A 24,157-nucleotide genomic window follows, 5' to 3' on the forward strand; every position below is an offset into this window, starting at 1 on the left:
GAGTTCCTTCCAGGAGCCGCCGTCGAGGTGGCGGCGTGCGAGGGTCGGTGTCATGCGAACGCCACATCGAGTGAGCGCTCCGCACCGGGTAAGGCCGAAATTAGGCAGAACAGGTGAAGCGGCCGATGGGCGTAAGTGAACGGGGGGTGAACCCCTGCGGACGGTGCGGTGAGGTCACGGAACGCTTACGCCGAGGACACGGGGCGGTTTCCGACAACTAGGGTCGCATAGGGCCGCATTGATAACTCTGGGCAACCGGACGTAATCGCGCAGGTGTCGACTCCTTTGCGCCGACGCCGATACACACAGAGTCGCCGGACACGACGGCGGCACTCGCACGGCGGTGACATCGCGTGACTACGTCAGGTGCAGCGAGGCGAGCAGGGCGTGGACCAGGTCGCGGTCCCTGGGCATCGTCAGACGGTCGCGGGCCTCGACGGGCGAGAGCCACAGGACGCGGTCCACCTCGCGGTTCGGGGTGAAGTGGCCGTTCGTCGCCTCGGCCGCCCAGTACCGGACATCCTTGGGACGGCCGGCGACGAGGTAGCGGAGCGTCGGCAGGGGAGCACCCAGGACGGCCGTGTACCCCGTCTCCTCCTCGACCTCGCGCAACGCGCCCACGAGAGGATCCTCGCCCCGCTTCAGCTTGCCCTTCGGGTGCGACCAGTCGTCGTACTTCGGCCGGTGGACGAGGCAGATCTGCAACTCGCCGTCGACCGGGGAGCGACGCCACAGGACGCAGCCCGCCGCTTGGATGGTGTCGTCTGCCATGGGGCCTCCCTCGTTGTCCGCCATGGGTCCTCCCTCAGGGGGTGCGTACCACTTCCAACTGCCAAGCCCGCTGGAACGCGAACCGTGCCGCCTCCACCTCGTGCCGCTGGTCGGCGTGGAGCACGCCGAGCGCGTACGCCGTCGCCGGGGCGATGCGCGGGGTGCGGGCCGCCGACGCCGCGGCCGATGCCGCCTCCGCGGCGTCCCGGTGCCGGTTGAGGGCCTGACCCGCGGCGAGGAGTCGTACGTCGGCCGGACAGTCCTCGCCGTACAGGACCTCGCGGGCGTAGCGGTGCAGCCGCAGCAGCAGGCGGACCTGGTGCCAGGGGGCGTCCTGAGGCTGGGGCGCGGTGTCGGCGGAGAGTCCGTGGACGAGGGCCTCCGCGTTGTAGGGGTGGCCCGCGGTGACCAGCGGCAGCGCGGCGATCGCGTCGGTCAGACGGTCCTCCGCGGCGGCGGCCATCGGGCGCAGGTCGGTGGCGGTGGCCGCGGGGGTCAGCGGGACCTCGCTGGCCAGGACCGCCACGCTGTCGGCCACCGCGTGGAAGCGGCTCGAGCCCAGTGCCTGCAGGGCCGCCGAGTGGGCCCTGGTGCGGGCCAGGGTCAGCTGGCGGTCCAGGAGGGCGCCTGCTTTCGCCGCGCCCACGGTCAGGTTGCCCGCGGGCTGGGCGCGGGGGCCGGGGGTGCCGGGTTCCGCACCGGCGGAACGACCGCCCACGGCGGAAGCGGAGGCGGCCGACTGGCCCACGGGCTTGGCCGCCGACTGTGCCGGGAGCGCCGACGAACCCGACAGGCGGTTCAGCGCGCCCAGCAGCCGTTCCAGGCGTGCCGCGTACGCGTGTTCCCGGGCCAACGTGCCGGACAGCCAGGCCAGTTCGGGGCGCATGCCCTCCGACCAGTCCGGGTCGAGCAGGGGCCGGAAGGTGTGGAGGCTGCCGCTGATGCGGCGGGCCGAGCGGCGCAGTGCCCGCGCCGCGTCGACGGACTCCGCCGAGCCGTTCGACGTCCCGCCGGTCTCCCGGTGCTGGCGCAGCGAACGGAGGAACTCCGTGGCCTGGGCCCGCAGATACTCGGCCAGGGCGTCCCCGAGGGGAGTACCTCCCTGATCGAGCGAAGCCGAGAGCTTGCGGGAGGGCCCGGCCGTGGGGTCGGTGGGGGGATCAAGGTGCTGCTGTGCCACGCCGGCGCCTCCGCGCGTCTATGAGCATCTCCTGGACGTTCCGCAGGGGCTGGCCATCCGAGTCGGCGTGCCGCGTCCACTCGCCGTCGGGGCCCAGGTGCCAGGAGGAGGTGGTGTCGGACATGCCGGTCTCCATCAGCCGGTTGAGGGCTGCCCGGTGGGCCGGGTCGGTGACTCTGACCAAAGCCTCGATCCGCCGGTCGAGGTTGCGGTGCATCATGTCGGCGCTGCCGATCCACACCTCGGGCTCGCCGCCGTTGCCGAAGGCGAAGACCCGGGAGTGTTCGAGGAAGCGGCCGAGGATGGAGCGGACCTGAATGTTTTCGGACAGGCCGGTGACGCCCGGCCGGACCGCGCAGATGCCGCGCACCCATACGTCGACCGGCACTCCGGCCTGGGACGCGCGGTACAGCGCGTCGATGATCGCCTCGTCGACCATCGAGTTGACCTTGATGCGGACGAACGCGGGGCGGCCGGCGAGGTGGTGCTGTACTTCCTTGTCGATCCGCGAAATCAGGCCGTCGCGCAGGGATTTGGGGGCGACGAGCAGACGGCGGTAGGTCTCGCGGCGCGAGTAGCCGGAGAGCCGGTTGAAGAGGTCGGAGAGGTCCGCGCCGACCTGCGGGTCGGCGGTGAGCAGTCCGAGGTCCTCGTACAGCCGGGCGGTCTTCGGGTGGTAGTTGCCCGTGCCGACGTGGGAGTAGCGGCGCAGGGTGTCGCCCTCCTGTCGTACGACGAGCGACAGCTTGCAGTGGGTCTTCAGACCGACCAGGCCGTACACGACATGGCAGCCCGACTCCTCCAGCTTGCGGGCCCACTTGATGTTGGCCTGTTCGTCGAAGCGGGCCTTGATCTCGACCAGCACGAGGACCTGTTTGCCGGACTCGGCGGCGTCTATCAGCGCGTCCACGATCGGCGAGTCGCCCGACGTCCGGTACAGGGTCTGCTTGATGGCGAGCACGTCCGGGTCGGACGCGGCCTGCTCCAGGAAGGCCTGCACGGAGGTGGAGAAGGAGTCGTAGGGGTGGTGCAGCAGGACATCGCGTTCGCGCAGGGCGGCGAAGATGTCGGGCGCGGACGCCGACTCGACCTCCGCGAGGTCGCGATGGGTGCCCGCGATGAACTTCGGGTACTTCAGCTCGGGCCGGTCCAGGGAGGCGATGCCGAAGAGGCCGGTGAGGTCCAGGGGACCCGGCAGCGGGTACACCTCGGCCTCGGAGATCTTCAGCTCCCGTACCAGCAGATCGAGGACGTACCGGTCGATCGACTCCTCGACCTCCAGGCGCACCGGCGGACCGAAGCGGCGCCGCATGAGCTCCTTCTCCAGGGCCTGGAGCAGGTTCTCGGCGTCGTCCTCCTCGACCTCCAGGTCCTCGTTCCGGGTGAGGCGGAAGGTGTGGTGCTCAAGGACCTCCATGCCCGGGAAAAGCTCCTCCAGGTGGGCCGCGATGACGTCCTCGATGGGGACGTAGCGGTTCGGGGAGGCCTCCAGGAAGCGGGAGAGTAGCGGCGGGACCTTGACGCGCGCGAAGTGGCGGTGGCCGCTGACCGGGTTCCGTACGACGACGGCCAGGTTCAGGGACAGGCCGGAGATGTACGGGAAGGGGTGCGCGGGGTCGACCGCCAGCGGGGTCAGGACCGGGAAGATCTGGTGCCGGAAGAGCGTGAAGAGGCGGGCCTGCTCCTTCTCGGTCAGCTCGCTCCAGCGGACCAGGTGGATGCCCTCCTCCGCGAGCGTGGGGGCGACGTCCTCCTGGTAGCAGGCCGCGTGCCGGGCCATGAGCTCGCGCGAACGGGCCCAGATCATCTCCAGGACCTCGCGGGGCTGCAGGCCGGAGGCGGACTTCGTGGCCACGCCGGTCGCGATACGGCGCTTCAGACCCGCCACCCGGACCATGAAGAACTCGTCCAGGTTGCTGGCGAAGATCGCCAGGAAGTTGGCGCGCTCCAGGAGGGGCGTGTTCGGGTCTTCCGCGAGCTCCAGAACCCTCTCGTTGAACGCGAGCCAGCTGCGCTCCCGGTCCAGGAAGCGGCCCTGCGGCAGCGTGATGCCGTCCCGCACCGAGTCCTCGTACACGTCGAGGTCGGCGTCGATGTCAGGCTCGAGATCGGAGACCGCCGCCGACACGGTGTGCGGGCGGTGAGCGGCTATGGAGCCGACGGACGGCTGGGGGTGCTGTACCGGTGCCTGAGCGCTGGGCTGGTTCATGGACCCATTCTTCCGCGCCAGGGGCGAGACCGGCGCGTCGGAGAGGGCGAGCGGCAGCGGAGCGAGGCGGATGTTCATTCCCCCACCCTCGGCTTCGCTCGGGCGGGGGGACCCCCATCGCCTCACTGGCGTACGCTCACTCCCCGTCGTCGACGAGGTCTCGTTCTCCGGTGGAGGCGACGGCTCGGGCGCGGCGGGCTTCATTGGTCGAGCGTCGCAAGGTCACTTGAATCGATGGTTACGGCGACATGACGTGCGGGATAGCGGGGGGCGGCTCCCCGACGTCTACATGCCGGGGAGCCCCGTACGCGCCCACCCCCGTGAGGTGCGTACGTTTCCCGCCTAAGGAGTACGGCGGCGCAGCAGCCGGAACGCCGCTGCGGTGGAGAGGGCCGCGACGGCGAGGAGCACACCGGTCTCCATGAACTGGAGGGGCCAGAAGTGCGACTCGGGGTGGCGCGTGGCCCAGAAGTCGCTCAGGCCGGAGCGGGCCATGCAGTTTTTGATGTCCGTGGCGTTGTCGTAGCCGACGCAGGCCAGGTTGTTGCCGATGCGCTCGCCGGTGGTGGTGACGGCGCCGTGTTCGAGCACCTGGGAGCTGCGCGGGAGGTGCAGCGCGGCCCGTCCGGTGACCGTGTCGGTGGGCCACAGGCTCGTCCGGAACCAGTCGACGACGTTGTACAGGACCAGCGTCGCCGCGAAGGCCACGCCCGCCGCGGGCAGCGCCTTCCTGGTGACCAGGCCCGCGAGCGCGCCGAGGGTGAGCCCGGCGAGGACATGGGCGACGGCGGCCGGGCCCGTGGAGAGGAAGACGTCGGGGTTGTACCAGTCGCCGACGAGGTCCGGGTTGTCGTCCCGGCGGGCCCAGACGTTGAGGAGGACGATCAGGGTGGTGCCGGTGGCGATCAGGGCCGCCGGGACGGCGAGTTTGGCGGTGAGCCAGCGCACCGGGGTGACGGACTGGGTCCAGGCCAGTTCCGCGGTCCCGCTCTCCAGTTCGCGCCCGATCAGCGCGGCACCTGCCCAGGCGGCGACCGGGAACGTCAGGTACGACAGGGCGGTGTCGACCAGGCCGATGCCGATTCCGTAGGTCTCGTCGGTGTTGATCGCCTCGACGTCCGAGCAGCTCGGCAGGGTGTCGGTGGCCGGTGTGGCGCAGGCGCTGAGTCCCGCGCGGGCGTCGGCACCGATGGCGTACATCCAGATCAGGGTCCCCACGACGGCGAGCAGAAGGGCACCCCAGAGCAGCAGGGCCGTGCGGTGCAGGCGCAGGACGGTCCAGGGGAGGCCGCCGAACGCGCCGCTGTCGTTCGCGCGGGCGACCGTGCCTCTGGCGGTGAGGGCGCTCATACGGCGGTTCCCTTCGCGACGGTGCCGGTGTGGCGCTCGAGCACACGGAAGGCGAGAAGAACCACGAGGCCGGTGAGGGCGAGGGTGAGGGCGGTCGCCGTGAGCTGGAGGGGCCAGTAGTGGGAGTAGGGGTGCATCTCGCTGTAGAAGCGCACGATGTGCTGCTTGTCGAGCTGGGCGCGGCAGTCCTTGGCGGCGCTCCAGTACTGGGCGCAGTCCGGTACGGGTACATGGGCGCCGGTGGACGTGACCGCGCCGTAGGAGACCACGGAGCCGCCGAACCAGGGGCCGTCCTTGAGCGGGGCGGTCACGGTGAGGGTCGGCCAGAAGTACCCGCGGAACCAGTTGAGGCCGAAGCCCACGGCCGCCGTGACCGCGACGGTGACGGCCAGCGCGGCCAGCGAGCGGCGCAGCAGCAGGCCGGTGAGGGCGCCGGCGGCCAGCCCGAACAGGGTCAGTGCGACGGTGGTCGGGCCGTTGGCCTGGAAGATCAGGATGTCGTTCCAGCCGAGGACGTCGGCACGGCGGCCCTCGGCCCACAGCAGGTGGTGCAGCAGCACCAGGAGTGAGGTGCCCGCCGTGAGCAGGGTGGCCGGGGCGAGCAGCTTGGCGGCGAGCCAGCGTGTGGGCGTGACCGACTGGGTCCACGCGAGCTGCGCCGTGCCGCTCTCCAGCTCGCGACTGGTCAGCGTGGCGCCGGCCCATGCGGCGACCAGGAGGGGCAGGAACGTCACGAGGTACGAGGCGTAGCGCAGGACGTCCTTGTAGGTGAGGTACGCGTCCTGGTCGTACGAGCAGGCGTAGTCGCACGCCTTGAGGCGCTGGTAGGCGGCGGCCGCCGGTTCCGCGAGCCATCCATAGCCCCACACCATCAAGGCCAGGGCGGCGAGGACCACGCCCGTCCAGAGGAACAGCGCGGGGCGGTGCAGCCGCAGCATCGCGCGCGCTGTGGCGAACGGGGGCGCCGCCGGGGTGCCGGCGACGGTGACGGCGGTCATGCGGCGGGCTCCTGGGCGGGGGTGCGGGCGGGGTCGAGGACCAGCGCGGGGGCGTCGGGGTTGCGCAGGTGGGCGAGGAGCAGTTCCTCGAGCGAGGGCGCGGTGGCGCCGCCGTCGGTGGGAAGCGGTCCCCGGGGTCGTATCAGCGCGGTCAACTGGCGCCCTGTGGTGCGGGATTCGACGACGGTGTGCGGGTCCAGGTCGCGGACCGGGCCGGTGGTCAGCAGGTGCGCGGCCAGCAGGTCGTCCAGGTCGCCCGCCAGGCGCACCCGGCCGCCGCCGATCAGCAGCAGGTAGTCGCAGGAGCCCTCCAGTTCGGCGACGACGTGCGAGGACATCACGACCGTGGTGCCGTACTGCGCGGCCTCGGCCATCAGCAGGCCCATCAGTTCGTGGCGGGCGAGCGGGTCGAGGTCGGCCATCGGCTCGTCCAGGAGCAGGAGTTCGGGCCGCTTGCCGAGCGCGAGGGCGAGGGCGACGCGGGTGCGCTGACCGCCGGAGAGTGAGCGGACCCTGGCCTTCGGGTCGAGGTCGCCGGCCGCCACGATCCGCTCGGCGACGGAGGCGTCCCAGCGCGCGGGGTTGAGCTCCCGGCCCAGGAGCAGCGTGTCGGCGACGCTGAGCTGCGGATACAGCGGCTTGCCCTGCGCGACGTACGCGATGCGCTCGCGGGCGGCGGCCGGGTGCGTGCCGAGCACGGTCAGGGAGCCCTCGGTGGGGGCGAGCAGCGCGGCCGCGTGGGCCAGCAGGGTCGACTTGCCCGCGCCGTTGGGTCCGACGACGGCGCAGACGCGCCCCACCGGGAGCCGGAAGGTGCACTCGCGCAGGGCCCAGCCCCCGCGCCGCCCGAACCGCTTGCCCAGCGCGGCCGCCGCTATGGCGGTCTCGGTCATTCCTGGTCTCCCTTGCTGAACTGTTCATCGATTACGGCGGTGAAGAGCGCCGCCACGTCGTCGCGCTGGAGCCCGGCCTCGCGGGCCCTGCTCGCCCAGGCGTCCAGTTCGGCGCGCAGGGGCGAGTCGGCCGGGGCGGTGCCCAGCGACTTCCGTACGAAGGTGCCGAGGCCGCGTCTGGCCTCGACCAGGCCCTCCCGCTCCAGCTCGCGGTAGGCCTTCAGGACGGTGTTCGGATTGATGGCGGTGGCTTCCACGACCTCACGGGCCGTGGGGAGCTTGTCGCCCGGTTCAAGGAGGCCGAGGCGCAGGGCCTGCTTGGTCTGCTGGACGATCTGGACGTAGGTGGCGACGCCGCTGCGCCGGTCGATGCGGTACTCGACCACTCGGACAACCACCCTTTCACTAATTGAGTAGTGAAAGGGTGGTGCAAGAGGGTGGCCACGGTCAAGACCGAGAGGGTCCGAGATTTCGTGGGCCGATGCGTGAACCGATCGGCGGGGCTCGTCCGATGAGGGGGTGTGAGGGAAACGAGAAGCGACGGGGAACTGCTGCGGGCCATCGCGGCGGACGGGGACCGTCGCGCCTTCGAGGAGCTGTACCGGCGGTACGCGCCGTGGCTGACCGCGCGGCTGCGCGGCCGGTGCGCCGACGCCGGAGTCGTCGACGACGTCGTGCAGGAGACCTTCCTCGCCGTGTGGCGCGGCACCGCCCGCTACCGCGAGGAGGGCGACGCGGCCGGCTGGCTGTGGCGCATCGGCTCGCGACGACTGATCGACGCCCTGCGCGGCGACGGCGCGCGCGGGCGGCTGCGGCAGGCGCTCGCCCGCCTCCGGCACCGGGACGAGGACTCCGCCGAGGAGCGGGTGCTCGCCGGGGTCGAACACGGCGACCTGGCAGGCGCGTTGACCCGGCTCTCGCCCGAACTGCGCGCGGTCCTCCAGGCCACGGTGATCGACGGGCTCAGCACCCGGGAAGCGGCCGTCCTGCTCGGCATTCCGCCGGGCACGGTCAAGACGCGGGCACTGCGTGCACGCAAGCAGCTGCGGGAGGAGTTGGCATGAGCGGCGACGAGTATGCAGCCCGTCCGGCGTTCGAGGACGAGGCCGTTCGAGCCGACGCGGGGGACGGGGGGCGGCAGCACCCAGGGACGGGACGGGAAGCGGCGGAGGCGGCGAAAGCCGCTGGTCCGCCCGCACCTGACGCGGACGCGGGCGCAGGCACCGAACCGACCGACGGCCGGTGGCACGTGGACGAAGCCGACCTCCGGGCCTACGCGCAGGGCGAGTTGGCCCCTCCGCGGCTCTGGTCGGCCGACACCCACCTCGCCTCCTGCGCGCGGTGCCGGGAGGCGCTGGCCGCGGTGAGCGACCCTGTCGCGCTGGACGCCGGGTGGGAGCGGCTCGACGCCGAGCTGGACGCGCCGCGGCCGGGGCTGTTCGAGTCGCTGCTCGTGCGGGTCGGCGTCGCCGATCACATCGCTCGGCTGCTCACGGCCACGCCCGTGCTGCGCCGCTCCTGGCTGGGCGCGGTCGCCGCCGTGCTCGTCATGACCGTGGTGGCGGCCGACGCGGTGCAGTCCGCGGCCTCGCCCTCGCTGTTCCTGGCCCTCGCACCGCTGCTTCCGCTCGCCGGGGTCGCGCTGTCGTACGGGCCCAAGCTCGACCCGACGTACGAGACGGCCGTCGTGTCACCGATGCACGGGTTCCGGCTGCTGATGATCCGCACGGTCGCCGTACTGGCCGTCGGCCTGGGCCTGAACGGCCTGGCGACTCTCGCGCTGCCGTCGTACGGGCTGCGTGCGCTGGCCTGGCTGCTGCCCGCGCTCGCCCTCACCGGCACCGGGCTCGCGCTGACCCCCAGGCTGGGTCCGGTGCTCGCGCCCTCCCTGGTCGGCGGCGCGTGGATCGGCCTGCTGGTGGCAGCGCAGACGACGACCGAGGCGGGCGGCACGCTCGCTCCGTTCACGGCGGCCGGACAAGGCGTCGCCGGGGCGGTCGCGGCGCTTGCCGTCGGGCTGCTCTATCTGCTTCGCGACCGCTTCGACGCGTCGCGCGCGTCCTTCACCCACTTCTCCGACGGGGGTGCCGCGTGAGCGCCCCCATCCGACGGGGGCGCGGCGTGACCGCCCCCGTCCCACGGGGACGCCGCGTGACCGTCCCCACCTTCCACAGGGGTGCCGCGTGACCGCCGCCTCTGCCCACGTCTCCGACCCCTCCGACAGGAGTGCCGTACGTATGACCCCCACCGTCTCCGCATCCGGTCTGACCCTCCGCTACGGCGGGACCGTCGCTCTCGACGACGTCTCGCTGCGGCTGACCGAGGGCGTCACCGGGCTGCTCGGGCCCAACGGGGCCGGAAAGACCACTCTGTTGCGGGTGCTCGCCACCGCGGTGCCCGCCGACCGGGGGGCCTTCACGGTGCTCGGGCACGACCCGAGCACGACGGCCGGCCGCCTGGACGTGCGTCGCGCGCTGGGTTATCTGCCGCAGACGCCCGGGTTCCACCAGGACTTCTCGGCCTTCGCGTTCGTCGACTACGTGGCGATCCTGAAGGAGCTGACGGACCGCGGCGCCCGGCACCGGGAGGTGCGGCGTGTGCTCGATGCCGTCGACCTGTCCGACGTACGGAGCAAGCGCATCAAGAGGCTGTCCGGCGGTATGCGCCAGCGGGTCGCGCTGGCCGCGGCGCTCGTCGGCGACCCGGGTTTCCTCGTCCTCGACGAGCCGACCGTCGGCCTCGATCCCGAACAGCGCATGCGCTTTCGGGAGCTGATCGCCCAGGCGGGGGAAGGGCGGACGGTTCTGCTCTCCACCCATCAGACCGAGGACGTCGCGATGCTCTGCCACCGCGTGATCGTCATGGCCCGCGGGGGCGTCCGCTTCGAGGGCACGCCCGCCGAGCTGACGGCGCGGGCGGCGGGCCGGGTGTGGAGCAGCACGGAACGCGACCCGGGTGCGCGAGCCGGATGGCGTACGGGCACGGGCTCCTTCCGCAACGTCGGCGACCCGCCCGAGGGTGCCGACCTCCTCGATCCGACCCTGGAGGACGGCTACTTGCTCACCCTCGACGGCGAGCCCGCGGAGGTGGCGGCATGAGCGGTACCGCCACCGGCACGGTCGAGCAGGCGGCTCCCACGGGGGTGGAGCCGCCTGCTCGGGGACAGGGGTCCAGGACGGCCGCGGTGCTCGCCCTCGCCCGCTTCGAGGCACGCGAACTGCTCCTGCAGATACCGGTGTTCGTCTTCCTCGCGCTGTACGTCGGCTACACCGGCTGGACGATGTTCAACGGCCGCGAGGGCATGGACGACTACCCGGTCCTCCAGGACGTCGACCGGTCCACCCAGACCGGGCCCCTGCTCCTGGGCATCGCGCTGTTCGTCTGTGTGAACCGAGCCGTGCTGCGCTCCCGCAGGCAGGGCACGGACCGGCACTTCGACGTGCTGGTCATGGAGCCGTGGCGGCGCACGGTGGCGCACGTGCTGTCCGTCGCGCCCTTCGCCGCCGGCACGGCGCTGGTCGTCGCCTTCCAGTTCACCTGGGCGGCGCTGAAGCCGGGCGCGGTCGGCCACGGCTCGCCCGCCGAACTCGCCGTGGGCCCGCTGGCGATCCTCCTGTCCGGCACCTTCGGCGTCCTGCTCGCACGGCTGATCCGCTCCGCCTTCGGCGCACCGCTCTTCGTGGTCGGCGCCTATGTCGTCACCGTGCTCGTGGCCGGCGCCACGGGCGGCGCGCACTGGGTGCGCTGGCTGTCCCCGGCCGTCTCGGAGGAGGGGGCCGACCCGTTCCCCTCCGACCTGCTGGGCCGACCGGCCGCCTGGCACGTGCTGTATCTGGCAGGGCTCGTGGTGTTGCTGCTGTGTCTCGCGGTCCTGGTCGGCGGCGGTCGTACGCGTGTCGTCAAAGCCGTGACCGCTCTCGCCCTCGCCGCCACGGTCGCCGGTGTCGTCGGGCAGTCCCCGGGCGACTCGGCCGCGCTGATCGCGGCCCGCGCCAAGGCGTCCGTCACACCGGAGAAGGTGCAGTCGTGCGTCGCCCACGGCAGGTCGACGTACTGCGCCTACCCCGAGTGGACCGGCCGCACCGCGGACTGGGCCGAGGTCGTCGCCCGCGTCCAGTCCCTCGCGGGCGGCTCGGCCCGGGGCGAGCGGCTGACCGTGCGGCAGCGGGTCGAGGCCCGCTACGGACTGGAGGGCGCCGCCGCGCTCCCCGCGTCCAGCACGCCGGGCGTGGTGACCGTCGGCACACGGTGGGGCGGCAACCGGATCCCGGAGTTCGCGGTCGGCGTCGCCTCGGTTCTGGTGGCCGGCGACGAGGAGTCCAGCGGCGAAGGGTGCGACGCCCGCGGAGTGACCATCATGTGGCTGGCGCTGGCCTCGGAGTCCGACCCGATGACCGTGTTCCGCCACATCCGCCTCGACGACAGCGACAAGGGCTCCGGGGTCTCGCTCGCGCCCACGAACTCGGTCTATCTGAGCGCCGAACAGACAAGGATCGTACGGGAGTTGCTGCTCAAGCCCCGCTACAGCGTCATCCCCAAGGTGCGGGCCCACTGGGCGGAACTCACCTCTGCGAAGACGTCGACGGCTCGGGTGGCCCAGCTGCTCGGAGTGCCGGCGGCGGGTGCGGGCGCCGAGGACGCGAAGGAATGCGAGCAGTGACCGCACGCGTGGTCCGAGCCCTGCTGCGCCCGGTGTCCCGGACCCTGCCCCGGCGGGCCCTCGCGGTGGGCAGCGCCCTCGGGCTGCTGCTCGCCGGGACCCCACGGCTGCTGTCGTCCCCGCCCGACCCGTGGCTCTGCCTCAGCCTCCTGCGGGCCGCCGCGCTCGCCTTCGGCCTGGGCCTGGCCTTCCTGCTGGACGACCCTGCCCGGCACACCACCGCCGCGGTGCCGACCCGGCGCCCGGTGCGCGTCGGTCTGCGGGTGGCGCTCGTCGCTCCGTTCGCGGTGGTGTGGTGGACGGCCGCGCTCCTGCTCGTACCGGGGGAGACGCGGCCCCCGGTGGGCGCGGTCACCCTGGAGGCGGCGGCCGTCGCCGTACTCGCCCTGGCCGCCGCGGCCGTGGCCGTGCGGTGCTCCGACGTGGCCGAGCCGGGGGTCGCGGTGTCGGCCGGACTGCTGCTCGCCGTCCCCGCCGGTGCCCTGCTGCTCCCGGAACGGTGGGAGCTGTTCGTGTCGGTGACCGACCCGCGCTGGGACGGCGCCCACGATCGCTGGGCGGGGCTCCTGGTCGTGGCGGCGGTGCTGGGAGCGTGCTCCGTCGCGGAACCCCGGCAGCGGTGGCGGATCAGCTCCCTTGCTCACCGCTGACCCGACGTGAGCAGGCGCCGAACCGTTGGCGCGGGAGCGGTTACGACTCCGTCCGGTACATCAGGTCCGTCTCGTGGGTGACGAAGCCGAGCCGCTCGTACACGGTCACCGCCGCCTTGTTGTCGGCATCGACGTAGAGCATCGCGGTGGGCAGGCCCTGCGCGGCGAGGTGGCGGAGCCCGATCGTGGTGAGCGCCTTGCCCAGGCCGCCGCCCTGGGCGCCGGGGCTCACCCCGAGGACGTACACCTCGCCCAGCCGCTCCTCGGCATGGACCTTGGTCCAGTGGAAGCCGACGAGCCGCCCCTCGCGGAAGGCGAGGTAGAAGCCGGACGGGTCGAACCACGGCTCGGCCATCCGGTCGTCCAGATCACGCTGGGTGAGGGAGCCCTGCTCGGGGTGGTGGGCGAAGGCCTCGGCGTTCACCGCGAGCCAGTCGGCGTCGTCCCGGCCCGGCACGAAGGCGCGGACGTGCACCCCGTTCGGGAGCTTCGGCTCGGGCAGGTCGAGGTCCGCCAACGGCCGCCGCATCTGGCGCAGTTCGCGGAAGAGGGTGAGCCCGAGGACCTGCGCGAGGTGCCGGGCGGCCGAGTGCCCGCCGTGCGCCCACACCCGCAGCCGCTTCCCGGACTCGGCGAGCAGTGCCGAGCCCAGCGCCCGCCCGTGCCCGTGCCCGCGGTGCGCCGGGTGTACGACCAGCTCGGCGGCCGGGGCCTCCACCGGATCGGTGTCCTCCAGCTGCGCGTACCCGATGAGCTGGTCGCGGACGGTCAGCAGCAGATGCCGTACGCCCTCACGGGCCCCGCCCTTGAGCTGCAGCCGCCCCTGCTCGGACACCGCCTGCTGCCCGTCGGCCCGCGCGGCCTCGGTGAGCAGCTGGAGCACGTCCTCGGCCTGGCCCGGGGAGAGCGCGGAGTAGGTCTCGATGGAGCGGGAGAGGGCGGGCAGTGCGCTGTCGTCGCTGGTCATGGCTACGAGGGTAAGGCCTGCCCGTTTCATGGCGAAGTGCTCTCGACCGCAACCTGTTGGTAACCCTCAACCCCCTGTTGCGCTACGCGCGTTGAATCTAAAGTGCGCGCACAGCGGTAAGTCGCAGTCGTCACACGGCTCCTACGGCTTCCACGGCTCTTCCGGCACTTCCAGCTCTTCCGGCACTTCCGGCTCTTCCAGCTCTTCCAGCTCTTCCAGCTCTTCCGGCACTTTCAGCTCTTCCGGCTCTTCCGGCTCGTCGGGCTCGTCCGGCACTTTCAGCTCGTCCGGCACTTTCAGCTCTTCCAGCACTTTCAGCTCTTCCAGCTCCCACGCATCCCACAGGGGGGAACCCATGTCGCCGACGCCCCGGCACAGACATACCCATCGCATCCTCGCGGCCGCCGCCGGCCTCGCCACCGTCGGCGCGCTGGCCGCGGCGATGCCCGCCAGCGCGGGTCAGGACAACGCGACGCCGCTGCACCACCACGGCAGCGGCCGCTACCAGGACGTACAGCTGCTGTCCTTCAACGACCTGCACGGCAACCTGGAGCCGCCGTCCGGCTCCTCGGGCCGTGTCACGGAGCTGCAGGCGGACGGCACGACGAAGACCATCGACGCGGGCGGTGTCGAATACCTCGCCACGCATCTGCGCCAGGCCCGCAAGAACAACACGTACTCGATCACGGCCGCCGCCGGTGACATGGTCGGCGCCTCCCCGCTGATCTCCGGCCTCTTCCACGACGAGCCGACGATCGACGCGCTGAACAAGCTCGACCTGGACGTGACGAGCGTCGGTAACCACGAGTTCGACGAGGGCGCCCAGGAGCTGGCCCGCCTGCAGAACGGCGGCTGCCACCCGAAGGACGGCTGTTACGACGACAGCGAGACGTTCTCCGGCGCCAACTTCCCCTACCTCGCGGCGAATGTCACCGACGAGAAGACCGGCAGGCCGATCCTCAAGCCCTACTGGGTGTGGAAGAAGAACGGCGTCAAGGTCGGCTTCATCGGCGTGACCCTGGAGGGCACTCCGAACATCGTCTCCGCCGAGGGCGTCAAGGGCCTCAAGTTCGGCGACGAGGTCGAGACGATCAACAAGTACGCCAAGGTGCTCCAGCGCCAGGGCGTGAAGTCGATCGTCGCGCTGATCCACGAGGGCGGCTCGCCCGCGTCGGCGGCGTACAACTACGACTGCGACAGCCCCGGCGCCGGTGACGGCATCTCCGGCCCGATCGTCGACATCGCCAAGAACGTCACTCCGGCCGTCGACGCGCTGGTCACCGGCCACACCCACCAGGCGTACGCCTGCACCATCCCCGACCCGGCGGGCAACCCCCGCATGGTCACCTCGGCCTCGTCCTTCGGCCGGCTCTACACGGACACGACGCTGACATACGACCGCTGGACCGGCGACATCGCCCGTACGGCGGTGAAGTCCGCGAACCACGTCGTCACCCGTGACGTGGCCAAGGCGGCCGACATGACGGCCCTGATCACCAAGTGGAAGGCGCTCTCCGCCCCCATCGCCTCGCGTCCCATCGGCCACATCGCGGGCGAGATCGGCAACACCGGCACGGAGTCCCCGCTCGGCGACCTGATCGCCGACGCGCAGCTCGCGTACGCCAAGTCCGTCGACCCGGAGGCCGACCTCGCGGTGATGAACCCGGGCGGCATTCGCGCCGGGCTCACCTACACCGCGAGCGGTAGTGAGGGTGACGGCGTGGTGACGTACGGCGAGGCGTACACGGTCCAGCCCTTCTCCAACACGGTCAACCTGGTGAACCTCACCGGCGCCCAGCTGATCACCGCGCTCCAGCAGCAGGTCAGCGGCGCGAACGAGGCGTCGCCGAAGATCCTCCAGATCTCCTCGGGCCTCACCTACACCCTGGACCTGACGAAGACGGGCGCCGCCCGAGTGGTCGCGGGCTCCATCAAGCTCAACGGCACGGCCATCGATCCCACCGCCACCTACCGCGTCGCGATGAACTCCTTCCTCGCCGGTGGCGGCGACGGCTTCGCCGAACTCGGCAAGGGCGCGAACGTGGTCGTCGGCGGCGACGACCTGGCGGCCTTCGAGTCCTACCTGACGGCCAACTCCTCGGCGGCGACGCCGTATCCGGTTCCGGCGGCGGACCGGATCACGATCGTGAAGTAGCGATCGTGAAGTGGCGATCGTGAAGTAGCGATCGTGGCGTGGAGATCGTGAAGTAGATCGCATACGGGCGGTTGCGGTTGCGGACAGGGGTGGTACGCATGGTCGGATGAGACGATGCGTACCCCCCACCGCATAACAACGCATCCCCGTACAAACCCCTACGACGAGCTCGCCGCTCTGGACGACGGCCCGCTGGAGGAGTTCCTCCACGAGGACGAGCCGGAAGAGGCGCCGGAGGAGGACTGGGCACCGCCCAACCACCGCCGGGGCAGCCGACGCCGCCGGAAACGCTTAGCCGGACTGCCGTTCGCGATGAAAGCCGCCGTCCTCGTCCTGTCCCTCGCCGCGTTCCTCACGCTCGCCGACCGCTGGGCGCTGCTGTACGCCGAGCACCGGGCGGCCGACAAACTCAAGGACCAGCTGCACCTGGCCGCCGCGCCCGAGGTCGAGATCGGGGGCTTTCCCTTTCTCACCCAACTCGCCGGCCACCGGCTGGACTCCGTGAAGGTGACCGTGCCGGACGTGGCCGCCGACCGGGTCTCGCTGGCCGAGGTGTCGGCGACGGCGACGCATGTACGGCTCGACGGCGGCGACGGTCCCGCCTCCGTACGCGGTGCCCGTATCCCCGCGCTGCACGGCGAAGTGCTGCTCTCCTTCGACGACCTGAACCGTGAACTCGGGGCCTCCCAGGTGACGTTCACGGGCCACGGCCGGGACCGGGTGCGGGCGCGTGGCACGCTGCCGGTCGCCGGACACGATCTGAGACTCCGGGCCGACGCCCGTATCGGCCGCGACGGTGAGCGCGGCATCTCGACGCACATCGACGGGATGCGCCTGGACATCGGCGACTTGGCGACGTACCGGCCGGGGGTGCGCGCCTCGGAGGGCCTGCACCTGAGCGCACGCTCGGTGGCGCGCCTCGGCAAGGAGACCGGCAGGGCGCGGGCCCTGCTCTCCGTCCCGTCGATCGTGCGTCGCCTCGGGGTGCCGGAGGCCGTGGTGCGGGAGGCACTGCGCGACGACACCGAGCTCGCCTCGCTGACGGGTTCGGCGACGTTCGCCCGCCGGGCGATGCGCGTGAACCTCCTCGACGTGGCGATCGCCCACCCGGCGCTCCTGAAACGCCTCGGCCTGGATCCGGCTCTCCTCGACGGCCTCTCCCGGCTCACCCGGCCCGTCCTCGTGGACCAGCTGTCCTTGGGATTCCGCCTGCCGCATCCGAAGGGCGGCGAACTGCGGCTGCGCGACGTCCGCGTGGAGAAGGACGGAATCCGGGTGCGGATGACGGGGGCGGCTCTGACGATCGGCCATTGACGGAACACCGACCAGATGAATTAGCCTTTGAATAACCTCAGTAAGTTCCAGGTGAGGTTCGTCGTAAATTCTGTGTGAGTGACCGGCCGGTTCCGCCGTCTCTCTGAGAATTTCTTTCAGATGCAATTCATTGAGGTCTCAGCGGAATTGGCGATTTCCGGGTTCGGGGTCCCGTAGTGTTTTCCATGTCGAAAGCGAACAGCGCAAACGGCAAAGGGAATTCACCCACTGGGAAGAAGGAGAACCCCATGAGCTTCCACAAGATCGCCCCGGTCAAGAAGCAGCACAAGCCCGCCCCCAAGCACGCTGCGAAGCCCGCGCCGAAGCCCGCCGCCAAGAAGGCCGCCGCTCCGAAGCCGCGCCCGGTGAGCCGTCACGGCCGCTAGCAGCCGTGACGAGGCGGGGCCCCGGAATTGTTCCGGTGGCCCCGCCTCGGCCGTGTTCCGAACAGTAAGAGGGGAGTTGACATGCGCGAAGTCCGGGAGGCGTTCGCTCGCTTTTGGCCACTGACTCGCGGGGACCGTAAGTGGCTCGTGGTGATCATTGGCTGTGTGGTGGTGGCCGCACTCGCCGAGACGGCCTCGATTCTGCTCTTCGCGCAGCTCACCGACCATGCCCTGAAGGCCGGTTCGCTCGCCGCGTTCTGGGGGCCCGCCGGGGCCTGGCTCGGTGTCGCCGTGCTCGGCGCGCTCGTCGGGTATCTCGGCAACTCGCTCGCCGTGTGGACCGCCGAGAGATTCGTACTGCGGCTTCGCGCGGGCGTGTTCCGGCACGTCCAGGAGCTGCCTCCGCACTTCTTCCAGAAGCACCGCCAGGGCGATCTGGTCGAACGTCTCACCGGTGACGTCGAGGCCATCGAGCAGATGGTCGTGTCGGGGGTCGTCGGAACGGTCTCCGCGGCCTTCTCCACGCTCTTCTACGCCGCCGCGGCCCTCTGGCTGCGCTGGGACCTCGCGCTCGCCACCTTCGTCCTCGCTCCTCTCTTCCTCGTCGCCGCGCGCCGTTTCTCCGGCCGGATCAAGACCGCCTCCCAGGAGGAGCGGGCCGCCGACGGCGCGATCACCTCCGTCGTCGAGGAGTCGCTCGGCAATGTGGTGCTGACGCAGGCGTACAACCGTCGCCGCGCCGAGGAGAAGCGCCTCGACCGGGAGGCGCGCGCCTGGATGCGGGCTTCCGTGCGCGGGGCACGGGCGAGCGAGATGTACGAGCAGTTCGTCGAGGTCGTCGAGACGGTGTGCGTGCTCGCGGTGATCGGGCTGGGCGCCTGGGAGATCTCTCAAGGGCGGATGTCACTGGGCCGGCTGCTCGCCTTCGCCGCCTTCCTCGGCTATCTCTACCCGCCGATCCGCAATCTCGGGCAGCTCGGTCTCACCCTCACCGCCGCCACCGCCGGTGCCGAGCGGCTCCAGGAGATCCTGGACGCCGAGCCCGCCGTCAGCGACCCCGCCCGTCCGGTGCCCGAATGGCCGGTACGGGGCTGGGTCGGCTTCCACGGCGCGTCGTTCCGCTACCCCGGCGCCCAGCGCGACTCCCTGCACGAGGTGACCTTCACGGCCGGACCCGGCGAACTCGTCATCGTCACCGGCCCCAGCGGCGCCGGAAAGTCCACCCTCTCCAAGCTCCTCACCCGTTTCTACGACCCCACGGCCGGCGTGATCTGCCTCGACGGCGTCCCGCTGACCGACGTACCCCTGGAGTTCCTGCGCGAGAACGTCGCGCTGCTGCCCCAGGAGACCCTCATCCTGCACGGCACCATCCGCGAGAACATCGAGTGCGGACGGCCGGGAGCGACGGACTCCGAGATCGAGCGGGCCGCGCGGGACGCCGTCGCGCACGACTTCATCAGCGCCCTTCCGGACGGGTACGACACCGAGATCGCGCCCGGCACGGCCATGCTCTCCGGCGGTCAGCTGCAGCGGATCGCCATCGCCCGCGCCATGCTGCGCGGCGCCCCCGTCCTCGTCCTCGACGAGCCCACGGCCGGGCTCGACTCGGTTGCCGCGCGACGCGTGGTGCAGCCACTGCGCCGGCTGATGGCGGGCCGTACGACCATCATGATCACGCACGACCTGTCGCTGGCGCCCGACGCGGACCGCATTCTCGTCGTGGACGGCGGGCGGCTGGTGGAGGCGGGCACGCATGACGAACTGATGGCGTACGCGGGGGCGTACGCGCGGCTCGCGACGCCGACGGCGATCCCGACGGCGGGGCTCGGGCTCGACCACCTGGCGGCGCGGAGCGTGTAACCCGGCCACCCGGCCACCCGGCCACCGGCCGCCCGACTACTGGGCCCGCAGCATGTAACCCAGCCCCCGCACGGTGTGGATGAGCCGCGGTCCGCCGTGGCTCTCCAGTTTCCGGCGCAGATACATCACGTACACGTCCAGCGTGTTGGACGTCGGCTCGAAGTCGAAGCCCCAGACCTCCTTGAGGATCTGGGCCCGGCTGAGGACCCTGGCCGGGTGCCGCAGCAGGTACTCCAGCAGGGCGTACTCGGTCCTGGTGAGGTCGAGGGGGCGGTCGGCGCGGGTGCCCGTTCGATGTCTGTGGAGGGGAGGGGCATTGAGCAGTCGCCGCGGGTGGCTGATTGGTTGCCGCGGGGGCGTGTGGACCCCGCGGGGTGGCATGTGACGCAGGTCACGGGAAGGCCGTGTGGGGTGCCGGACAGCTCATGAACGTGAGCACTCATATGCGAACCCGGGTACGGGCCGGGGAATCGAGCGCGTTCGCGGAGCTCTACGACAGCTACGCCCGCGCGGTCTACAACCATGTCTTCCGGCTGACCGCCGACTGGTCGACGGCCGAGGACGTGATGGCCACGACCTTCATGGAGGCGTGGCGGCTGCGCGACAGGGTCGACCCGGAGGGCGGCTCGCTGCGGCCCTGGCTGCTGGGCATCGCCACCAACACCGCGCGCAACCAGTACCGGAGCAACCGGCGGTACCGGGCGGCGGCCGGTGCCGCCGCGGCGGCCGAACTGTCGGTGCCCGACCACGCCGAGGAAGTGGCCGACCGGGTCGACGACCGGCGGCGCCTCGCGACGGCGCTCACCGCGCTCGCGGCGCTGCGCAGACCGGAGCGCGAGGTCATCGCGCTCTGCCTGGGGGAGGGCCTGGACTACGAGGCCGCGGCGGAGGCGCTCGGGATTCCGGTGGGCACGGTCGCCTCCCGGCTCTCCCGGGCCCGCAAGAAGCTGCGGACGCTCACGGAAGCCGAACTGGCACGCCCCGCAGGGGAGTTGGCGCTCAAGAAAGTTCGCGGAAATCGGGAAGGCGGCTGCCCCGGCCGACAGACAAGAGGCGATCACGCACACGCGATCCGGCCCGCACAGGAAGGAAACCGATGAACGCGAACACGCCACGGCAGAGTCCTGCCGAGTGGGAAGAGGGCGCACAGCTCTTCGACCGGACGACGCGCGACCTGCCGACGGGCCGTCACCAGTTCCACAAGGAGCGCATGATGGCCCAGATTCACGAACTTCAGCAGGAAGAGCGCACGGCGGCCCCGTCGAGGACCGGGCGTCGCTTCCGGCTGCCGCGCCCGGCGATCGTGCTGCCCGCGATGGCCGCCGCCGTGGCCGCCGCGGTCGTGGCCGGGGTGGTGACGTCGGGTAACGGAAGCGGGGTCGAGAGCAGCGGCGGTGTCGCCACCGGACCCGCCCTGACCACCCAGGTCGGTGCCGCGACCACCAAGGGTGTGCCGCAGCTCCTCGACCAGATCTCGCTGGCGGCGGCCGAAGGGGACCACCCGACGGTCAAGCCCGGCCAGTACATCTACATCGAGTCCAGGACGGCCGACAGCTTCCTGAAGTCCGTCGACGACAAGACGACCCTGGCCGGCCACGCGCTGCACCGCCGCCAGATGTGGAAGTCCCCGGACGGCACCAAGGGCTGGCTGATCGACCCGGCCGTCAACGACAGCCCCGAGGGCGAGACCCTGAGCCTGCCGGACGAGCAGGGCAACACCCCGAAGGCGAACCTGAACGGTCCGTCCTACGACTACCTGGCCAAGCTGACCACCGATCCCGACGCGCTGCTGGCCAAGATCTACAAGGAGACGAAGGGGCAGGGCAACTCGCCCGACCAGGAGGCGTTCACGACCATCGGCGACCTGCTCGGCGAGAGCTACCCGCCGGCGGAGCTGTACCCGGCGCTGTTCAAGGCCGCCGCGAAGATCCCCGGCGTGGTCGTCGTCGATGACGCGGTGGACGCGGTGGGCCGGCGCGGGGTGGCGGTGGCCCGGCTCGACGAGACCAGCGGCGAGCGCGAGGAATGGATCTTCGACAGGAAGAGCCATGTCTTCCTGGGGGAGCGCTCGGTCCAGGTGAAGCAGAACACCGGAGTGGACGCCCTGATCAAGCCCGGCACGGTGACCTTCACCAGCGCCATACTGCACCGTGCCGTGGTCGACGACATCAAGCAGACGCCGTCACGGTCCCAGGCGGGCTGAGGCCGACCACGGCTGGGGAGGGCCCGGCTACGGCATCTCGGGCGGCGGGGTCGGGGCGCCCGGCAGGCGGATCGTCGCCACCGTGCCGCCGCCCGCGGCGGGGGTCAGGGACACTTCGCCGCCCGACTGCTGCACCGTGCGCGCCACGATGGACAGGCCCAGGCCGGAGCCGGGCAGGGCGCGGGCGCTCGGGGAGCGCCAGAAGCGGTCGAAGACGTGGGGGAGTTCGTCGTGGGGGATGCCGGGGCCGTGGTCACGGACGGTGAGTTCGCCGTCCTTGAGTACGACGTCGATCGTGCCGCCCTCGGGGCTGAACTTCACCGCGTTGTCGAGGATGTTCACGATCGCCCGCTCCAGCGCCGACGGCTCCGCCCGGACGAACCAGGGCTGCATGTCCGCCGTGATCGTCAGCTCCGGCCCGCGCAGCCGAGCGCGGCACAGGGCGGCCTCGACCGTGTCCTCCAGCGCGACCACCTCGGCACGGTCGGCAGGCTGGCCGGCGTCCGACCGCGACAGCGTCTGCAGATCGCCGATCAGGGCGGCCAGCTCGGTCATCTGGGCGGTGACCGAGGCGAGCAGCGCCTTGCGGTCGGCCGGGGGAATCGGGCGGCCCACCTCCTCGCTGCGGCTGAGGAGTTCGATGTTCGTGCGGAGGGAGGTGAGGGGGGTGCGGAGTTCGTGACCGGCGTCGGCGATGAGCTGCTGCTGCAGGTCGCGGGAGCTGGCGAGCGCGGAGGTCATCGAGTTGAAGGACTCGGACAGGCGCGCGATCTCGTCGTCGCCCTCCACCGGGATACGGACGGTGAGGTCCTCGGTGCGGGCCACGTGTTCCACGGTCTCGGTGAGCTTGTCGACGGGGCGCAGGCCCGCTCGGGCCACGGCGAGACCTGCGGCTCCGGCGCCCACTACTCCGATGCCGCCGACGAGGAGGAGGAGCAGGGCCAGCTCATTGAGGGTGGAGTTGGTGCCCTTGAGGGGAAAGGCGAACTGGATCACGGCATCGGGGAGCACCGTCGGGTCGCCGCCGCTGGGTGCGCTGATCAGCAGGGGGACCGTCAGCACCCGTACGGGGTTGCCCTCGGTGTCCGTGCCATTGCGGAAGATGCCGCGGTCCGGGTGCTTGGCCAGGTCGGTGTCACTGCTGGTGATCTTGACCGTGCCGGGTGACATCGAGGCGACGCAGGACTCGCCGTTCGCCTTGACCACCTGGAGGTAGTACTCGGTCGGCCCACGGAAGCCGCCCTGATCCGTCGACGGTTCGTCGGACTGGTCGGACGACTGACCGCAGTTGTTGATGGTGTCGAGGAGTTTGCCGCCCTGCGGATGGGTCGCCTGTGACTGCAACTGGTTGTCGACCCCGGAGTACAACTTCTTTTGCACGATGAACCAGCACGTCGTCGAAACAGCCGCCACCGCGAACGCCACCGCCGCGGCGACGAGCAACGCCAGTCGCGACCGCAGCGGCAGTGCCCTGAACCTGCGGATCACTCCGCGCCGCCCGAGCGCAGCACGTACCCCACGCCCCGCACCGTGTGGACGAGGCGCGGCTCGCCGCCCGCCTCGGTCTTGCGGCGCAGGTACATGACGTACACGTCGAGGGAGTTGGAGGAGGGCTCGAAGTCGAAGCCCCAGACCGCCTTGAGGATCTGCTCGCGGGTGAGGACCTGGCGCGGGTGGGCCAGGAACATCTCCAGGAGGGTGAATTCCGTGCGGGTCAGCTCCACGGGACGCCCGGCCCGCGTGACCTCGCGGGTCGCCAGGTCCATGCGGAGGTCGCCGAAGACGAGGGCGTCCTCCTCCTGCGTGCCGACCGCCGCGGCGGCATAGGAACTGCGCCGCAGCAGGGCCCGGACACGGGCGAAGAGCTCGTCGAGTTCGAAGGGCTTGACGAGGTAGTCGTCGGCGCCGGCGTCCAGGCCGGTGACGCGGTCGCCCACGGTGTCGCGGGCGGTGAGCATCAGGATCGGCGTGGTCGTGCCCGCGCCGCGCATCCGGCGGGCCGCCGTCAGGCCGTCCATGCGGGGCATCTGGATGTCCAGGACGACCAGGTCGGGCCGGTAGACCGTGGCCTTCTCCAGCGCGTCCGCACCGTCGACCGCGACCTCGGTCTCGTACCCCTCGAAGGCGAGGCTGCGCTGGAGTGCTTCGCGCACGGCCGGCTCGTCGTCGACGATCAGGATGCGCTGGGATTCACGGTCGCCATCGGCGGGGCTCATGGGCGGGATGTCCTCGGGTGCGGTGGGACGGTGGGGCTGACACATTCAGCCTCGCACGTCTGAGTGCGGGGGCGGAGCGGCTCGGCGGGGGAGTGACCGGCTCGGCCGGGGAGGGACCGGCTCAGCTGGGCAGCGCGCTCAGCTCGGTCAGCCGGCGCAGCGGGACCTTGCGGCGGTGCGGGCGCGCCGCGGTCGTACGCAGTCCCATCAGCTGCGGGACCGCCACCTCCGGGGTCCGTGCCGCCGAGGCGTGCAGTTCGTGTGCCACTTCCAGGGCCAGGACGAAACCGGCCGGGTCACTGTCGGCGATGATGTGCGAGACGCGCGTGATCATGTGAACCTCCA

The 24,157-nt window shown here is 71.4% G+C and carries 23 protein-coding genes and 1 pseudogene; 11 read left to right on the top strand and 13 right to left on the bottom strand.

The window, feature by feature from the left end:
- Positions 1 to 357 precede the first annotated feature (357 nt).
- From IEY95_RS12475 to IEY95_RS12505, 7 genes are all read right to left on the bottom strand, one after another.
- Complete coding sequence (locus tag IEY95_RS12475) at positions 358 to 771, bottom strand: NUDIX hydrolase (protein WP_189186052.1); 414 nt, start codon at positions 769 to 771, stop codon at positions 358 to 360.
- 34 nt (positions 772 to 805) lie between these two features.
- The gene (locus IEY95_RS12480; RefSeq protein WP_189186053.1) at positions 806 to 1,951 is read right to left on the bottom strand and encodes a CHAD domain-containing protein; all 1,146 of its coding nucleotides are present in this window, start codon (positions 1,949 to 1,951) and stop codon (positions 806 to 808) included.
- Entirely contained in the window at positions 1,932 to 4,160 is a 2,229-nt protein-coding gene (locus tag IEY95_RS12485) for an RNA degradosome polyphosphate kinase (protein WP_189186476.1), read from the bottom strand. The genes IEY95_RS12480 and IEY95_RS12485 overlap by 20 nt, the downstream gene beginning before the upstream one ends.
- Positions 4,161 to 4,502: 342 nt before the next feature.
- Entirely contained in the window at positions 4,503 to 5,510 is a 1,008-nt protein-coding gene (locus IEY95_RS12490) for an ABC-2 membrane transporter-related protein (protein ID WP_189186054.1), read from the bottom strand.
- Positions 5,507 to 6,508, bottom strand: coding sequence for an ABC-2 membrane transporter-related protein (locus IEY95_RS12495; protein ID WP_189186055.1), 1,002 nt, complete (start codon positions 6,506 to 6,508; stop codon positions 5,507 to 5,509). Before IEY95_RS12495 ends, IEY95_RS12490 begins: the two co-directional genes overlap by 4 nt.
- Positions 6,505 to 7,401, bottom strand: coding sequence for an ABC transporter ATP-binding protein (locus IEY95_RS12500; protein WP_189186056.1), 897 nt, complete (start codon positions 7,399 to 7,401; stop codon positions 6,505 to 6,507). Before IEY95_RS12500 ends, IEY95_RS12495 begins: the two co-directional genes overlap by 4 nt.
- Positions 7,398 to 7,787, bottom strand: coding sequence for a GntR family transcriptional regulator (locus tag IEY95_RS12505; protein ID WP_189186477.1), 390 nt, complete (start codon positions 7,785 to 7,787; stop codon positions 7,398 to 7,400). The genes IEY95_RS12500 and IEY95_RS12505 overlap by 4 nt, the downstream gene beginning before the upstream one ends.
- A 135-nt stretch (positions 7,788 to 7,922) precedes the next feature.
- Here IEY95_RS12505 and IEY95_RS12510 point away from each other — a divergent pair, with 135 nt between their 5' ends.
- The 5 genes from IEY95_RS12510 (at position 7,923) to IEY95_RS12530 (ending at position 12,711) form a co-directional block, all read left to right on the top strand.
- A complete protein-coding gene (locus tag IEY95_RS12510; RefSeq protein ID WP_189186057.1) occupies positions 7,923 to 8,465 on the top strand; it encodes an RNA polymerase sigma factor in 543 nt (180 codons plus the stop codon).
- Positions 8,462 to 9,496: a cupin domain-containing protein gene (locus IEY95_RS12515; RefSeq protein ID WP_229702850.1), complete on the top strand. Its 1,035-nt coding sequence runs from the start codon at positions 8,462 to 8,464 to the stop codon at positions 9,494 to 9,496. Before IEY95_RS12510 ends, IEY95_RS12515 begins: the two co-directional genes overlap by 4 nt.
- 142 nt (positions 9,497 to 9,638) lie before the next feature.
- Positions 9,639 to 10,499, top strand: coding sequence for an ABC transporter ATP-binding protein (locus IEY95_RS12520; RefSeq protein WP_189186058.1), 861 nt, complete (start codon positions 9,639 to 9,641; stop codon positions 10,497 to 10,499).
- Entirely contained in the window at positions 10,496 to 12,061 is a 1,566-nt protein-coding gene (locus IEY95_RS12525; protein ID WP_229702852.1) for an ABC transporter permease, read from the top strand. Before IEY95_RS12520 ends, IEY95_RS12525 begins: the two co-directional genes overlap by 4 nt.
- Complete coding sequence (locus IEY95_RS12530) at positions 12,049 to 12,711, top strand: ABC transporter (protein ID WP_189186059.1); 663 nt, start codon at positions 12,049 to 12,051, stop codon at positions 12,709 to 12,711. Before IEY95_RS12525 ends, IEY95_RS12530 begins: the two co-directional genes overlap by 13 nt.
- Before the next feature lie 40 nt (positions 12,712 to 12,751).
- On the opposite strand, the gene mshD is transcribed toward IEY95_RS12530, so the two are convergent.
- Positions 12,752 to 13,678, bottom strand: coding sequence for a mycothiol synthase (mshD, locus tag IEY95_RS12535; RefSeq protein WP_189186060.1), 927 nt, complete (start codon positions 13,676 to 13,678; stop codon positions 12,752 to 12,754).
- Between the two features lie 141 nt (positions 13,679 to 13,819).
- A complete protein-coding gene (locus IEY95_RS12540) occupies positions 13,820 to 14,035 on the bottom strand; it encodes a hypothetical protein (protein ID WP_189186061.1) in 216 nt (71 codons plus the stop codon).
- Between IEY95_RS12540 and IEY95_RS12545 the strand changes: the two genes are divergently transcribed.
- From IEY95_RS12545 to IEY95_RS12560, 4 genes are all read left to right on the top strand, one after another.
- A complete protein-coding gene (locus tag IEY95_RS12545) occupies positions 14,034 to 15,833 on the top strand; it encodes a bifunctional metallophosphatase/5'-nucleotidase (RefSeq protein WP_189186062.1) in 1,800 nt (599 codons plus the stop codon). The two genes, IEY95_RS12540 and IEY95_RS12545, sit on opposite strands and share 2 nt — an antisense overlap.
- A gap of 114 nt (positions 15,834 to 15,947) precedes the next feature.
- Positions 15,948 to 17,147: an LmeA family phospholipid-binding protein gene (locus IEY95_RS12550; protein ID WP_189186063.1), complete on the top strand. Its 1,200-nt coding sequence runs from the start codon at positions 15,948 to 15,950 to the stop codon at positions 17,145 to 17,147.
- Positions 17,148 to 17,395: 248 nt separating this feature from the next.
- The gene (locus IEY95_RS12555) at positions 17,396 to 17,533 is read left to right on the top strand and encodes a hypothetical protein (RefSeq protein ID WP_189186064.1); all 138 of its coding nucleotides are present in this window, start codon (positions 17,396 to 17,398) and stop codon (positions 17,531 to 17,533) included.
- An 81-nt stretch (positions 17,534 to 17,614) separates the two neighbouring features.
- A complete protein-coding gene (locus IEY95_RS12560; protein WP_189186065.1) occupies positions 17,615 to 19,393 on the top strand; it encodes an ABC transporter ATP-binding protein in 1,779 nt (592 codons plus the stop codon).
- A 36-nt stretch (positions 19,394 to 19,429) separates the two neighbouring features.
- Here IEY95_RS12560 and IEY95_RS12565 read toward each other — a convergent pair.
- Positions 19,430 to 19,687, bottom strand: a pseudogene (locus IEY95_RS12565) (winged helix-turn-helix domain-containing protein); the annotation flags it as partial.
- Positions 19,688 to 19,836: 149 nt separating this feature from the next.
- On the opposite strand from IEY95_RS12565, the gene IEY95_RS12570 reads away from it, so the two are divergent.
- Complete coding sequence (locus IEY95_RS12570) at positions 19,837 to 20,493, top strand: RNA polymerase sigma factor (protein ID WP_189186480.1); 657 nt, start codon at positions 19,837 to 19,839, stop codon at positions 20,491 to 20,493.
- Positions 20,490 to 21,596 (top strand): CU044_5270 family protein, encoded by a 1,107-nt coding sequence (locus tag IEY95_RS12575; RefSeq protein ID WP_189186066.1) that lies wholly within the window; start codon positions 20,490 to 20,492, stop codon positions 21,594 to 21,596. Before IEY95_RS12570 ends, IEY95_RS12575 begins: the two co-directional genes overlap by 4 nt.
- A gap of 27 nt (positions 21,597 to 21,623) precedes the next feature.
- Here the strand turns inward: IEY95_RS12575 and IEY95_RS12580 are convergent, their stop codons facing one another.
- The 3 genes from IEY95_RS12580 to IEY95_RS12590 all read right to left on the bottom strand — a co-directional run bounded on the left by IEY95_RS12580 (position 21,624) and on the right by IEY95_RS12590 (position 24,146).
- Complete coding sequence (locus IEY95_RS12580) at positions 21,624 to 23,084, bottom strand: HAMP domain-containing sensor histidine kinase (RefSeq protein ID WP_189186067.1); 1,461 nt, start codon at positions 23,082 to 23,084, stop codon at positions 21,624 to 21,626.
- The gene (locus IEY95_RS12585) at positions 23,081 to 23,812 is read right to left on the bottom strand and encodes a response regulator transcription factor (protein ID WP_189186068.1); all 732 of its coding nucleotides are present in this window, start codon (positions 23,810 to 23,812) and stop codon (positions 23,081 to 23,083) included. Before IEY95_RS12585 ends, IEY95_RS12580 begins: the two co-directional genes overlap by 4 nt.
- A gap of 121 nt (positions 23,813 to 23,933) precedes the next feature.
- On the bottom strand, positions 23,934 to 24,146 hold the full coding sequence (locus tag IEY95_RS12590) for a hypothetical protein (RefSeq protein ID WP_189186069.1): 213 nt from the start codon (positions 24,144 to 24,146) through the stop codon (positions 23,934 to 23,936).
- Between the last annotated feature and the right edge of the window lie 11 nt (positions 24,147 to 24,157).

Origin of the sequence: Streptomyces albiflavescens, assembly GCF_014645835.1 — a bacterium.
GTDB lineage: Bacteria > Actinomycetota > Actinomycetes > Streptomycetales > Streptomycetaceae > Streptomyces > Streptomyces albiflavescens.